11 protein-coding genes are annotated in these 14208 nt (G+C 44.4%); 2 read left to right on the top strand and 9 right to left on the bottom strand.

The features are described from left to right. Positions 1–142: 142 nt before the first annotated feature. From sucD to sdhC, 8 genes are all read right to left on the bottom strand, one after another. A complete protein-coding gene (gene sucD, locus IUA53_RS09050; protein WP_044057059.1) occupies positions 143–1015 on the bottom strand; it encodes a succinate--CoA ligase subunit alpha in 873 nt (290 codons plus the stop codon). Beyond that, positions 1015–2181 (bottom strand): ADP-forming succinate--CoA ligase subunit beta, encoded by a 1167-nt coding sequence (gene sucC / locus IUA53_RS09045; RefSeq protein WP_044057058.1) that lies wholly within the window; start codon positions 2179–2181, stop codon positions 1015–1017. The genes sucD and sucC overlap by 1 nt, the downstream gene beginning before the upstream one ends. A gap of 153 nt (positions 2182–2334) precedes the next feature. Then, positions 2335–3843, bottom strand: coding sequence for a 2-oxoglutarate dehydrogenase complex dihydrolipoyllysine-residue succinyltransferase (odhB, locus tag IUA53_RS09040; protein WP_044057057.1), 1509 nt, complete (start codon positions 3841–3843; stop codon positions 2335–2337). 9 nt (positions 3844–3852) lie between these two features. Further along, positions 3853–6672 carry a 2-oxoglutarate dehydrogenase E1 component gene (gene sucA, locus IUA53_RS09035; RefSeq protein ID WP_044447302.1) on the bottom strand — a complete coding sequence of 940 codons (2820 nt, stop codon included), beginning with the start codon at positions 6670–6672 and terminating at the stop codon, positions 3853–3855. Between the two features lie 172 nt (positions 6673–6844). Further along, positions 6845–7555 (bottom strand): succinate dehydrogenase iron-sulfur subunit, encoded by a 711-nt coding sequence (locus IUA53_RS09030; RefSeq protein ID WP_044057055.1) that lies wholly within the window; start codon positions 7553–7555, stop codon positions 6845–6847. 14 nt (positions 7556–7569) lie between these two features. Next, a complete protein-coding gene (gene sdhA, locus IUA53_RS09025; protein ID WP_044057054.1) occupies positions 7570–9342 on the bottom strand; it encodes a succinate dehydrogenase flavoprotein subunit in 1773 nt (590 codons plus the stop codon). A 1-nt stretch (position 9343) separates the two neighbouring features. Beyond that, positions 9344–9691: a succinate dehydrogenase, hydrophobic membrane anchor protein gene (sdhD, locus tag IUA53_RS09020; RefSeq protein WP_044057053.1), complete on the bottom strand. Its 348-nt coding sequence runs from the start codon at positions 9689–9691 to the stop codon at positions 9344–9346. Then, a complete protein-coding gene (gene sdhC, locus IUA53_RS09015) occupies positions 9685–10059 on the bottom strand; it encodes a succinate dehydrogenase, cytochrome b556 subunit (protein ID WP_044057052.1) in 375 nt (124 codons plus the stop codon). The genes sdhD and sdhC overlap by 7 nt, the downstream gene beginning before the upstream one ends. Before the next feature lie 702 nt (positions 10060–10761). Between sdhC and IUA53_RS09010 the strand changes: the two genes are divergently transcribed. Both IUA53_RS09010 and IUA53_RS09005 read left to right on the top strand, forming a co-directional pair. Next, the gene (locus IUA53_RS09010; RefSeq protein WP_044057051.1) at positions 10762–12039 is read left to right on the top strand and encodes a citrate synthase; all 1278 of its coding nucleotides are present in this window, start codon (positions 10762–10764) and stop codon (positions 12037–12039) included. Between the two features lie 70 nt (positions 12040–12109). Then, positions 12110–12532 carry a DUF3429 domain-containing protein gene (locus IUA53_RS09005; RefSeq protein WP_044447300.1) on the top strand — a complete coding sequence of 141 codons (423 nt, stop codon included), beginning with the start codon at positions 12110–12112 and terminating at the stop codon, positions 12530–12532. Positions 12533–12607: 75 nt separating this feature from the next. Here the strand turns inward: IUA53_RS09005 and IUA53_RS09000 are convergent, their stop codons facing one another. Further along, on the bottom strand, positions 12608–14068 hold the full coding sequence (locus IUA53_RS09000) for a phosphomannomutase/phosphoglucomutase (protein WP_044447298.1): 1461 nt from the start codon (positions 14066–14068) through the stop codon (positions 12608–12610). Positions 14069–14208: the final 140 nt, after the last annotated feature.

Genomic DNA, 14208 nt, shown 5'->3' with positions numbered 1-14208 from the left:
ATTTAACTACATATGGCGAGAAAATGAGGCCTTGCTGATCAGGATGTAGTAATTTTGTTACATCAAACCGAAGCAATAATAAATTTGAGATACAAAAAAGCCCGCTAAAAGCGGGCTTTTAAATTCATCAATAAGCGTTAGCTTACCAACCTGTAGTTTCGCGAAGCGCTTTGCCGATTTCAGCAAGTGAACGTACCGTTTTAACGCCTGCATCTTCTAGTGCTTTAAATTTCTCATCAGCAGTACCTTTACCGCCTGCGATGATTGCACCAGCATGACCCATACGCTTACCCGGAGGTGCTGTAACACCTGCGATGTAAGACACAACCGGCTTAGTGACGTTAGCTTTGATGAATTCAGCAGCTTCTTCCTCTGCGGTACCACCAATTTCACCAATCATAACGATAGCTTCAGTTTGTGGATCGTCTTGGAACAACTGAAGAATATCAATGAAGTTAGAACCTGGGATAGGATCACCACCGATACCCACACAGCTAGACTGGCCAAAACCTTCGTCAGTAGTTTGCTTAACTGCTTCGTACGTCAGCGTACCAGAGCGAGAAACAATACCTACTTTACCAGGCTTATGGATATGACCAGGCATAATACCAATTTTACACTCACCCGGCGTGATAACACCTGGGCAGTTTGGTCCAATCATGCGAACGCCTTTTGCGTTTACGTATTCTTTTACGTAAAGCATATCAAGCGTAGGAATACCTTCAGTGATACAAACGATAAGCTCGATGCCAGCATCAGCAGCTTCAACAATTGAATCTTTACAGAACGCAGCTGGTACGTAGATAACCGTTGCTGTTGCGCCGGTAGCTTCTACCGCTTCACGTACTGTATTGAATACTGGAAGACCTAAGTGCTCAGTGCCGCCTTTGCCTGGTGTAACACCACCAACCATTTGCGTACCGTAAGCAATAGCTTGCTCAGAGTGGAAAGTACCTTGACCACCAGTGAAACCTTGACAGATTACTTTGGTATCTTTGTTAATTAATACAGACATTATTTGCCCTCCGCAGCAGCAACAACTTTCTCAGCTGCATCAGTTAGCGACTCAGCAGCAATGATATCTAGACCTGAGTTCGCTAGAACTTCACGGCCAAGCTCTGCGTTTGTACCTTCAAGACGTACAACAACAGGAACACTAACGCCAACTTCTTTAACTGCGCCAATGATACCTTCAGCAATCATGTCACAACGAACGATACCGCCGAAGATGTTAACTAAAACAGCTTTAACGTTGTCGTCAGATAGGATGATTTTGAATGCCTCTGCAACACGTTCTTTTGTTGCGCCACCACCAACATCTAAGAAGTTAGCGGGCTTGCCACCGTGTAGGTTTACGATGTCCATTGTACCCATTGCTAGGCCGGCACCGTTAACCATACAACCTACGTTACCGTCTAGAGCAACATAGTTAAGCTCGAACTGAGCAGCATGCGCTTCACGTTCGTCTTCTTGAGAAGGATCCTGCATTGCTTTAACTTTAGGTTGACGATACAACGCGTTGCCGTCAATAGCTAGCTTAGCATCAAGACAGTGAAGGTCACCGTCTTCTTTAATAACAAGAGGGTTAATTTCGATAAGGGCAATATCAAGATCTTCAAACATCTTAGCTAGGCCAAGGAAAATCTTGGTGAACTGCTTGATTTGAACGCCAGTAAGACCAAGTTTAAACGCCATTTCGCGTGCTTGGTAAGGCTGAGGACCTACAATTGGGTCGATTTCAGCTTTAAGGATCTTCTCTGGGGTTTCTTCTGCAACGGTTTCAATCTCTACGCCACCTTCAGTAGAAGCCATAAATACAACGCGACGGGTTGTACGGTCAACTACTGCACCAAGGTAAAGCTCGTTAGCGATATCTGTGCAAGATTCAACTAAGATTTTGCTTACAGGCTGACCATTTTCGTCAGTCTGAAACGTCACCAAATTTTTGCCGAGCCAGTTTTCAGCGAAAGCTTTAATCGCGTCTTTATCTTTAACTAGCTTTACACCGCCAGCTTTACCGCGACCGCCCGCGTGTACCTGACACTTAACTACCCACTCTTCTCCGCCGATTTTATCAGCGGCTTCTACAGCACCTTGAGCAGTGTCTGCTGCGTATCCTTCAGAAACAGGCAAACCGTATTCTTTGAATAGCTGCTTACCTTGGTATTCATGCAAATTCATGGTGTTTCTATCCGATTTTTTTTTAAGACAAAAGCCGCTTTCGCGACTTGATTAGTTTGACTGATATTATAGGGCAAATATCAGCGTTGCGTGGAACGCTAAGCTTGCCTAAACAAGCTTAGCATCTCACCACAATAACGTGAGACGAAAGCCTTACACGTCTAGCAATAGACGAGTAGGATCTTCAAGCATCTCTTTAACTGTTACCAAGAAACCGACAGATTCTTTACCGTCCACAATACGGTGGTCGTAAGAAAGCGCTAGGTACATCATTGGTAGAATTTCTACTTTTCCATTAACTGCCATTGGGCGATCTTGAATTTTATGCATTCCCAAAATTGCGCTTTGCGGCGGGTTAATGATTGGCGTAGACATAAGTGAACCAAACACACCACCGTTGGTGATAGTAAAGTTACCACCCTGTAGTTCAGCCATAGACAGCTTACCGTCACGACCTTTAAGTGCTAGTTCCTTAATTCCTTTTTCTACCCCTGCCATACCAAGCGTGTCAGTATCTTTAAGTACCGGCGTAACAAGGCCACGAGGCGTAGATACCGCGATAGAGATATCGAAGTAGTTGTGATAAACAATATCATCACCGTCAATAGACGCATTCACTTCAGGGAAACGCTTAAGCGCTTCAGTCACGGCCTTAACGTAGAAAGACATAAAGCCAAGACGAATACCATGGCGTTTCTCGAAGCTTTCTTGATACTGCTTACGAAGTTCCATAATGGGCTTCATGTTAACTTCGTTAAACGTGGTCAACATTGCCGTAGAATTTTTCGCATCAAGTAGACGATTAGCAATGGTCTTACGAAGACGTGTCATTGGTACACGCTTCTCTGTACGGTTGCCAGTAGGAAGGTCTGCAGTAACAGCTTCAGATGCAGCAGGTGCGGCTTTCGCAGCACTGTCGCCACCTTTAAGGTATTTTTCTACGTCTTCTTTAGTAATGCGGCCGTTTTTACCCGTGCCTTTAACTTTAGATGCATCAACACCTTTTTCGGCAAGCAAACGACGTACAGAAGGGCTTAGCGCATCGCTGCTGTCATCACTCTCGTCGGCTTCAGCGGTATCAGAAGATGCTGAAGCACCGCCTGCTGCGCCTTCAACAAATTTTGCGATAACTTCTTCAGCAGTAACCGTTGCGCCTTCTTCTGCAATAATTTCAGACAATGAACCGTCAGCGGGAGCAACAACTTCTAGTACTACCTTGTCTGTTTCAATATCAACGAGATTTTGGTCACGAGACACAGCTTCACCAACAGCAACGTGCCATGTCGCAATCGTAGCATCTGCTACTGATTCTGGCAGAACCGGTACTTTTACGTCTGACGCTTTTCCTGAAGCCGCTGGTGCAGCTTCTTTGGTTTCTTCTTTTTTCGCGCTATCAGTATTAGACTTAGCAGGAGCAGCCGCGCCGCCCTCTTCTAATTTAGCAATCACTTGCTCACCTAAAACTGTCGCACCCTCTTCATTTAAGATCTCACCCATTGTACCGTCCGCTGGCGCTACAACCTCTAAAACCACTTTATCAGTTTCAATATCAACCAGGTTCTGGTCTCGTTTAACTGCGTCACCGGCTTTTACGTGCCAGGTTGCAATGGAGGCATCGGCAACTGACTCAGGTAGAACCGGAACTTTTATCTCAATTGTCATTACTGTTCCTTATTTAATAGTGAGTGCGTCTTCAACCAGGGCTTTTTGTTGCTGGTTGTGAACGGAAACATAACCTACTGCAGGAGAAGAGGATGCTTCACGACCTGCATATGTTAATTTGGCACCATCTGGAATTGCTTGCCAGAAATGGTGTTGGCTACAATACCAAGCACCTTGGTTTTGGGGTTCTTCTTGACACCAAACCCAATCGGTAACGTGGCTGTATTGCGCCACAACTTTAGCGCATTCTTCTTGCGGGAATGGATAAAGCTGTTCGAGACGAATAATCGCAACGTCGGTTTGTTCGTTCTTTCGGCGTTGGTCTAACAAATCGTAATAAACCTTGCCTGAACACATAACCACGCGCTTAACATTTTTCGGGTCGATATCATCAATTTCGCCAATAACATTGTGGAATTTACCTTCCGCAAGTTCTTCTAGCGAAGATACCGCAAGAGGATGACGTAACAATGACTTAGGCGACATGACGATAAGCGGTTTACGCATAGGGCGAACCACTTGACGACGAAGCATGTTGTAAACCTGAGCAGGTGTTGAGGGAACACACACTTGCCAATTGTGATCGGCACACATTTGTAAGAAACGCTCAAGACGTGCAGAGCTGTGCTCCGGCCCTTGGCCTTCATAACCGTGTGGAAGTAGAACCGTCAAGCCACACAAGCGGCCCCACTTTGCTTCACCTGAACTTAAGAATTGGTCGAAAACAACTTGAGCACCGTTCGCGAAGTCACCAAACTGTGCTTCCCAAATGGTTAAGCAAGTTGGCTCTGCCGTAGCGTAACCGTATTCAAAAGCCATTACCGCTTCTTCAGACAAAACCGAGTCGTAAATTTCAATCTCGCCCTGCCCCTCACAAATATGCTGCAATGGCATATAGGTACTAGCATCAGCTTGATTATGAAGCACAGCATGACGATGGAAGAAAGTACCACGGCCAGAATCTTGACCGGTAATACGAATATCTTCGCCTTCATCAACCAAGGTTGCGTAGGCAAGGTTTTCCGCCATACCCCAGTCAAGTTTCTTCTCTCCGGCTACCATCGCCTTGCGGTCTTGATAGAGTTTATTAACCCGAGATTGAAGTTTATGACCTTCTGGGAAGGTAGTAATAGACGTGCCTAACTCTTTAAGTTTTTCGACACTTACTGAACCATCATAAGGCGTATCCCAGTCGTGACCTAAATACGGTGTCCAGTCTACGCTGTGTTCCGTCATTGGTCGCCACTCTTCAACCACACAAGCGCCGTGATCTAGCGCTGCACGATACTCTTCTAAGTAACGGTCAGCATCACGTTGCTCAATAATACCTTCAGCGATAAGCTGATCAGCATAAATCGCTCGTGGCACAGGGTGCTTTTTGATCTTTTGGTACATAAGCGGCTGAGTTGCGTTTGGCTCATCAGCTTCATTATGACCATGACGACGGTAGCAAACTAAATCGATAACCACGTCTTTCTTGAATTTATTTCTGTATTCAAGTGCTAATTCAGTGACAAAGGCTACTGCTTCTGGGTCGTCGGAATTTACATGAAATATAGGTGCCTGTACCATTTTTGCAATATCAGTACAGTATTGAGTAGAACGGGTATCTTCTGTTTTAGACGTGGTAAAACCAACTTGGTTATTCACCACGATACGAACCGTGCCACCAACCGCAAAACCGCGGGTTTGAGACATGTTAAACGTCTCTTGTACAACACCCTGACCAGCAATAGCAGAATCACCGTGAATGGTAATAGGTAATACAGTATTTGTGTCGTTGTCTCTTCGTACCAAACGTGCACGAACCGACCCCATCACAACAGGATTAACGATTTCTAAGTGTGATGGGTTGAACGCAAGCGCTAAATGCACATTGCCACCTGGGGTTGCAAAGTCAGACGAGAAACCTGCGTGGTACTTTACGTCACCAGCACCAAGAGAATCATCATGCTTGCCCGAGAACTCATCAAATAAAACAGAGGGGTTTTTACCAAGTACGTTAACAAGTACGTTAAGGCGACCACGGTGAGCCATACCTATAACCACTTCTTTGGTCCCCGCAGTCCCTGCCTTGGTAATTAAACCTTTCAGCATTGGGATGAGCGCATCACCACCTTCAAGAGAGAAGCGTTTTGCACCAGGGAACTTAGAACCCAGGTATTTTTCCATACCATCGGCAGCCGTTAACCCTTTTAGAATGCTAATTTTTTCTTCTTTAGCAATTTCTGGTTTGGCTTGCACTGATTCGATCTTCTGCTGTAACCAACGCTTTTGGTCGGTATCAGTAATGTGCATGTATTCTGCACCAATCGAACCGCAGTAGGTTCTATTAAGCGATTTAAACAGTTCGCCTAATGACATTGAATCTTTACCAATGGCAAACGACCCAACATTAAACACACTGTCAAAATCTTTTTCGGAAAGGCTATGGTGAGAAAGCTCTAAATCGCGAACTCGCTCTTGTTTCCATAAACCGAGTGGGTCGAGATTAGCGTGTTGATGGCCGCGGAAACGATAAGCATTAATAAGCTGTAAAACTTTTACCTGCCTGTCGTCTGATACACTTGCGCCGTCAACAGGAACACTCGACATTCTGGCTGTAGGGCCTAGCGCAGCAAGTTTCCTGAACTGATCTTTAACACTTGTATGATTGGTTTCTAACTCAACGCCTTCAACCTTAGGGAGGTTATCAAAGATTTGACGCCAAGTATCGGATACGCTTTTGGGGTCCTCCAGATACGATTCGTACAACTCCTCAACATAGGCAGCGTTGGCACCTGCCATGTGCGAGGAATCCCACCACGCTTTCATCACGCTTTCTTGCATTTAATTTGCCTTGCTACGTTTTGTAAATTCTATTAACCATCAGTGTCTATTATAAGGTTATTCTTAACATAACCAAGTGTTATACCGATGAATACAAAAAAAAATAGCCATCCCGTCCGGATGGCCATTTAGAGCATTGCTATCTGTCACACTAACGTGTCAGATTATGGTACTAAACAGCCCGTTGTAAAAGCATAGACTTAATATGTCCAATTGCTTTTGTCGGGTTCAATCCTTTCGGGCATACGCTTACACAGTTCATGATGCCGTGGCAGCGGAATACGCTGAATGCGTCATCAAGGTCGTTAAGACGTTCATCAGTGGCCGTATCTCGGCTATCAATTAAGAATCGATAAGCGTGAAGCAAACCAGCAGGACCAATGAATTTATCAGGGTTCCACCAGAAAGACGGGCACGACGTAGAACAACATGCACAAAGAATACACTCGTACAGTCCATCAAGCTTAGCACGTTCTTCAGGAGACTGAAGATGTTCTCGTGCAGGCGGCTGTTTTTGGTCGTTGATTAAGAATGGCTTAATCTTTTCGTATTGAGTGTAGAACTGTGTCATGTCTACGACAAGGTCACGTACTACAGGTAAACCCGGTAATGGACGAACCACAACCTTACCATTACCCAATGCCGATAATGGTGTGATACATGCTAGGCCGTTTTTGCCGTTCATGTTTACACCATCTGAACCACATACACCTTCACGGCAAGAACGACGGAATGAAAGCGTCGGATCCTGCTCTTTAAGTGCTAATAGTGCGTCGAGCACCATCATGTCCTGACCTTCCTCTACTTCTAGAGTGTAGTCTTGCATGCGAGGCTTAGCGTCTACTTCTGGGTTATAACGATAAATCGAAAAAGTTTTTTGCATGATCGTTGCCTCTCTTAATATGAACGCACTTTAGGCGGGAATGCTTCCCTAAGCTTAGGCGCCATATTGACATCACGTGTGAGCATTTTATCAGTGTTCGGATCGTAAATACTGTGGCATAACCAGTTTTCATCATCACGATCTGGGAAGTCGAAGCGGCTGTGAGCGCCACGGCTTTCCGTTCTGAAGTTCGCTGCTACTGCTGTGCTGTACGCGGTTTCCATAAGGTTATCTAGTTCAAGACACTCTATACGCTGAGTGTTAAAGTCTGAACTCTTGTCGTCAAGGCGCGCATGCTTAAGACGCTCGCGAATTTCGCTAAGCTCTCTAAGCCCTTCTGCCATGGCGTCACCCTCACGGAATACTGAGAAGTTAAGCTGCATGCATTGCTGCAAGTCTTTCTTAATTTGAACAGGATCTTCGCCCTTGCCTTTCTCAGAATTTTCCCAACGATTGAAGCGCGTCATAGATGCGTCTAAATCTGACTCAGAAGCATCACGTGTTGGTGCCATTTCTGAAAGCGTAGTACCAAGATGTAAACCAGTCGCACGACCGAATACAACAAGGTCTAATAGAGAGTTACCACCAAGGCGGTTTGCACCATGAACAGATACACATGCAATCTCACCACAAGCGAATAAACCGTTAACAACTTTGTCATTACCGTCGGCATCAACAGTTAAACACTGACCATCAACGGTAGTTGGAATACCACCCATCATATAGTGACAAGTTGGAATAACCGGAATAGGTTCTTTGACCGGGTCGACGTGGGCAAACGTACGCGATAGCTCAAGAATACCAGGTAAGCGTGACTCAAGTACGTCTTTACCTAAGTGATCCAACTTAAGCTTAAGGTGAGTTCCCCATGGGCCTTCACACCCACGACCTTCGCGGATTTCAGTCATCATTGAACGAGCAACAACGTCACGACCCGCTAAGTCTTTCGCGTTTGGCGCATAGCGCTCCATGAAGCGTTCGCCGTCTTTGTTAAGAAGGTAACCACCTTCACCACGACAACCTTCTGTTACCAATGTCCCTGCGCCAGCAATACCTGTTGGGTGGAATTGCCACATTTCCATATCTTGAACAGCAACACCAGCACGAAGTGCCATGCCCACACCGTCACCGGTATTAATGTGTGCATTAGTGGTAGACGCATAGATACGACCTGCACCACCTGTTGCTAACACAACAGCGCGTGATTTGAAGTAAACCACTTCACCTGTCTCGATATCGATAGCAGTACAACCAACGACATCGCCATCTTGGTTTTTAACAAGGTCGAGGGCATACCATTCAGAAAATACCTTTGTTTTGTTCTTTACGTTTTGTTGGTAAAGAAGGTGAAGAAGTGCATGACCTGTACGGTCAGCGGCTGCCGCAGTTCGGGCGCCCTGCTCTCCACCAAAATTCTTAGACTGACCACCAAAAGGACGCTGGTAAATTTTACCGTTTTCGAAACGTGAGAAGGGTAAACCCATGTTCTCCATTTCGATAATCGCTTCTGGGCCAGTTTTACACATGTATTCAATCGCGTCTTGGTCACCGATATAATCAGAACCTTTAACGGTGTCGTACATGTGCCATTCCCAATTGTCTTCGTGTGAATTACCTAATGCGACGGTAATACCACCCTGTGCAGACACAGTATGAGAACGGGTTGGAAAAACTTTTGATAACAGTGCACATGATTTACCAGATTGCGAAATCTGTAGTGCTGCACGCATGCCTGCGCCACCAGCTCCAATTACTACTGCATCAAACTCGTGAACGGGTAAACTCATCTTACACTCCCCACAGTACAAATAGGCCGACAGCAACGTAACCAAACGCAATAAGGTTTAGAACGTATTGCAACGTTGCACGTAAACCTGACGACTTAACGTAATCAGTGAGTACCTGCCATAAGCCGATACGTACGTGAATCATAATTGCAATCAATGCTGCCAATGTGAAAACTTTCATAGCTAGGCCAGAGAATAACCCTCGCCATTCGATAAAGGTAAGGTTATCGGTGGTGATAAAGAACCACGCCATGAAAACCGAGTACGCGAAAATAATTGCTGCTGTAGTACGTAAGGATACGTAATCTTGTACACCATTACGCTTCATGCTTGCTTGGTTGGTTAGCATAGTGCAACTCCCAATACTACGGTCAGTATAATCCATAATGCGATAACTGCTTTCGCACTTAGGTTACCCGACTCTAATTCTTCCCAGTGACCTAAATCCATTACAACGTGTCTTAGGCCGCCTAGAATGTGATATGTCAGCGCTGAAGCTGTGCCAATTGCGACGAATTTTCCAAGGAAACCATTCATGATTGCTTGCACGTCCGCGAAACCTTCAGGCGAAGAAACAGAAACTGCCCATGCCCAAATAACAAAAAGTAACGCGAAGAACATTGCAACACCGGTAACACGATGGAGAATTGACGAAATAGCAGAGGGCGGAAATTTAATAGTATTGAGTTCTAAATTTACTGGTCTTTGCTTTTTCACAATGTATGCCTGTTTAATCCGTAGGGATATTGAATTACCCACCTTATTATGTCCTGTGTAGGTGAATTCGTTTATTACCTGTTAATTGCCTCATCCAATGAGTTGTTAACAATTTGTGAATTATTCTTTAATGCCGCTAACAGAATAAATATTCTGTTTTTGAGCACCGCTGAGTATATCCAGCACAGTATATAATTACAATTTTTTGTGGTGCTGTAAGACTTTAGTCTTTTTTCACACAAATTTCATAAGCACTGTAAATTGCGTGTATCCGTTTACGCCTAAAGACGGATATGAACCGCTTTATTTACAAGGCACTAGAGTTTATCAGTACTAAAGTAGAATAACACTAGTTCAGTGGTTGAAATTAAGGTGTTTTAATGTGAACGGTGACAATTCAGCCGTTTATTGACCAAATATTCGACTAAGGTGTTAATTAAATTAGCAAACGGTGGTTTACCTTTTGTGAAAAGACCGTGATAATTAGCCCGATTGGAATAAGTGCGTTCTCCATTAAATACAATTTAGTATTCTTTTCGTAGTGATAATAAGCTACCGTAATCTAGAATATTTATTGCGCATATATGCAATTAAATTGACTTAATGGTGCATAATAAAGTACAAATACGCCACTTTTCCCAACGAGACGAGCATTTTCGTTCGTTTTCGCTGCAAACAGAACCATTCTGAGGAGAGCATTATATGGCAGATCAGAAAGCCATTCTTAAGGCCGGCGGTAAGGAAATCGAGCTTCCTATCTTGTCGGGCACCGAAGGACAAGATGTGATCGATGTCCGTTCACTAGGACAACACGGTTATTTTACCTACGACCCTGGTTTTATGGCGACAGGATCTTGCGAGTCAGCTATTACTTACATTGACGGCTCTGCGGGTGTATTGCTACACCGTGGTTTCCCAATTGAAGAACTAGCGCGCGATGCAGACTACCTTGAAGTTTGTCATATGCTTCTACACGGCGATGCGCCGTCGAAAGAAGAATATGAAGAATTCAAAGACACTATTACTCGTCACACTATGGTGCATGAACAAATTAATATGTTCTTCCATGGTTTCCGTAACGACGCTCACCCTATGGCGATGTTATGTGGAACAGTGGGTGCAATGTCATCGTTCTACCACAGTGATTTAGACGTTTCTAATGAAGAACAGCGTATTCGTAGTGCACATCGCTTAATTGCGAAAATGCCTACCCTTGTTGCTATGTGTTACAAGTACAACATCGGCCAGCCGTTTGTTTACCCACGTAACGATTTAAGCTATGCAGCAAACTTCCTAAACATGATGTTCTCTGTACCCGCAGAAGAATTTCAAATTAGCCCAGCGGTTGAGCGTGCGATGGATCGTATCTTTACGCTTCATGCTGATCACGAGCAAAATGCATCAACGTCTACCGTTCGTTTGGCTGGTTCTTCAGGTGCTAACCCTTATGCATGTATTGCTGCGGGTGTTGCATCACTATGGGGCCCTGCTCATGGTGGCGCAAACGAAGCATGTTTAAACATGCTTGAAGAGATTGGCACTGTAGATCGTATTCCAGAGTTTATTGCTCGTGCTAAAGATAAGTCTGATCCATTCCGATTGATGGGCTTTGGTCACCGTGTATACAAAAACCACGATCCGCGCGCGACAGTAATGCGTGAAAGCTGTCACGAAGTATTAAGCGAACTTAATGTTAAAGATCCATTGCTTGAAGTTGCAATGGAACTTGAAAAAATTGCATTAAATGACCCGTACTTCGCTGAGAAGAAATTGTTCCCTAATGTAGATTTCTACTCAGGTATTGTGCTTAAAGCGATTGGTATTCCTACCAATATGTTTACGTGTATATTCGCACTGTCTCGTACAGTAGGTTGGATTTCACACTGGCATGAAATGATGAGCGACCCTAAACAAAAAATTGGTCGTCCTCGTCAGCTTTATACCGGCCACAATCAGCGTAAATATACACCGATCAAGTAGTATTGAACGGTTTTCGCAAACCTTCGTAAAAATAGCGCCTGTTGGCGCTATTTTTTATTAGGAGTCACCCATGCCCTATTCTGCCGTTTTACTTGGTATAGCAGGCTTAATCCCTTTCCTTTTCTTACCTTTGTCTTATGTTTTTAACTGGCTATCACTAACCCAAAGTGCACTGTACTTCATTCAGTACTCTGCGGTGCTATTGTCTTTTTTTGGGGGTGTTCATTGGTGGGACGCCATAAAAGAGCAAGCGTTCAATAAGCAAATGTATATCGCCATGCTTCCGACTATTGTGGGATGGTTATGTTTAGTGTTTAGCCACCGGGTTGAAGTGTTAGGCGTTCTTTCTTTATGCTACGTAGGCGTTTTAGTTTATGACAAATTCACCCTATCACTGCCTAAGTCGTACATTGTTGACTACATTAGCTTACGCATTGCATTAACCACTGTGGTGGTTTTATGTCACGCATGGATGATTTTTATTGTGACGTAGGTAATGAATTAAATTAATCATAAAAAAAGCGCTCCTAATGAGCGCTTTTTGACATTTGCTTAACCAAATAGGTAATTATTCAGCCCGTATTGCCGCCAACAATTCTTCGGTTTTCTCTTCCATTAATGCGATATCCCCTCTGCTTTCAACGTTCAAGCGAATCACCGGCTCGGTGTTAGACTTGCGTAAATTAAAGCGCCAATTACCAAACTCCAGCCCTAAACCATCGGTAGTATCTACCACAGAAGCTTGAGGTTTATAGGTGTTGGTCACACGCTCTAACGCCGCATCTGCGTCTTTCAGCTTACTGTTGATTTCTCCTGAAGAAGGAAACGCTTCTATACGCGCTTTAACCATGCTAGCCAGGGACTGTTGCTTAACACTGACTAGTTCAGCAATCAGCAGCCATGGGATCATGCCTGAGTCGCAGTATGCAAAATCTCGGAAATAATGGTGGGCACTCATTTCTCCGCCATACACCGCGTCTTCTTTACGCATACGTTCTTTAATAAACGCGTGACCGGTTTTAGATTTTATAGGGGTTCCGCCAGCATTTTCTACAATGTCTTCGGTGTTCCAGTAAACCCGTGGGTCATAAATAATTTTGCTGTTTTTGTCTTTAGCGATAAAGGCCGCCGCAAGTAAGCCTACAATGTAGTAGCCTTCAATAAACTGTCCATCGGCGTCGAATAAGAAACAACGATCGAAATCGCCATCCCATGCAATACCAAAATCTGCGCTATGGGCTTTTACTGCATCTGCGGTATCGGCTCTGTTTTCTGGTAATAAAGGGTTAGGGATACCATTTGGGAAAGTGCCATCTGCTTCGTGGTGCACTTTAATAAAGGTAATAGGAATGTTTCTACTCGCTAATTCTGACTCAATGGCATCCAGTGCATTTCCTGCTGCGCCATTGCCTGCATTAACCACAATTTTTAGCGGTTTGAAGTTATCTAAGTTAACGTAAGAAAGCATGTGCTCCACATAGGCCTCCATGCAGGAGTCTTCTACGTAACTACCCGATTCTATCAGCAGGTCTTTTTTCACATGCGCGGTTCCGTTGAAAAACGCATCTGCATCAATTGGCTGTTGCTGCGTATAGTGGGCTAAGCGCGTTGTTACCCTATGGTCATCTAGCAGCTCTGCTTTTTCTTTAATTGCATTCAGCCCCGTATCACCACTGATGGGGATAGAACCCGCCTTCACTAGCTTCATACCATTGTAGTTAATTGGGTTATGACTGGCAGTAACTTCAATTCCACCATCTACACCAAGGTGCTTGGTTGCAAAATAAATTTCTTCCGTACCCGCCATACCAATATCAGTCACGTTTGCACCTGCATCAATAAGGCCTGCGGTTAGCGCTAACTTTAGAGGCGTTGAGGTTAAACGAACGTCGCTTCCTACTACAACGGTTCTTGCATTTAATTCTTGTGCAAATGCATAGCCAATTCGATAGGCGACTTCTTCGTTTAGTTGGCTGTTTAACTCGCCACGAATATCATAGGCTTTAAAGCATGTGATGGATTTTGTCATTATTTAAGGTCTCTGTTCCCTGCAAACGTGCAAATATCGAAAATTGGGATAATTAACTTCCCATTTAAATTCCTCCAACCAATGGTAATCAAGGCCTTCATCAGGTGCAATGCCTGAACACATATAATCTGAAATTGTGT

The organism is Alteromonas sp. B31-7 (assembly GCF_015767655.1).
Taxonomy (GTDB): Bacteria; Pseudomonadota; Gammaproteobacteria; order Enterobacterales; family Alteromonadaceae; genus Alteromonas; species Alteromonas australica.
This window is presented reverse-complemented; position numbering and strand designations above follow the sequence as displayed.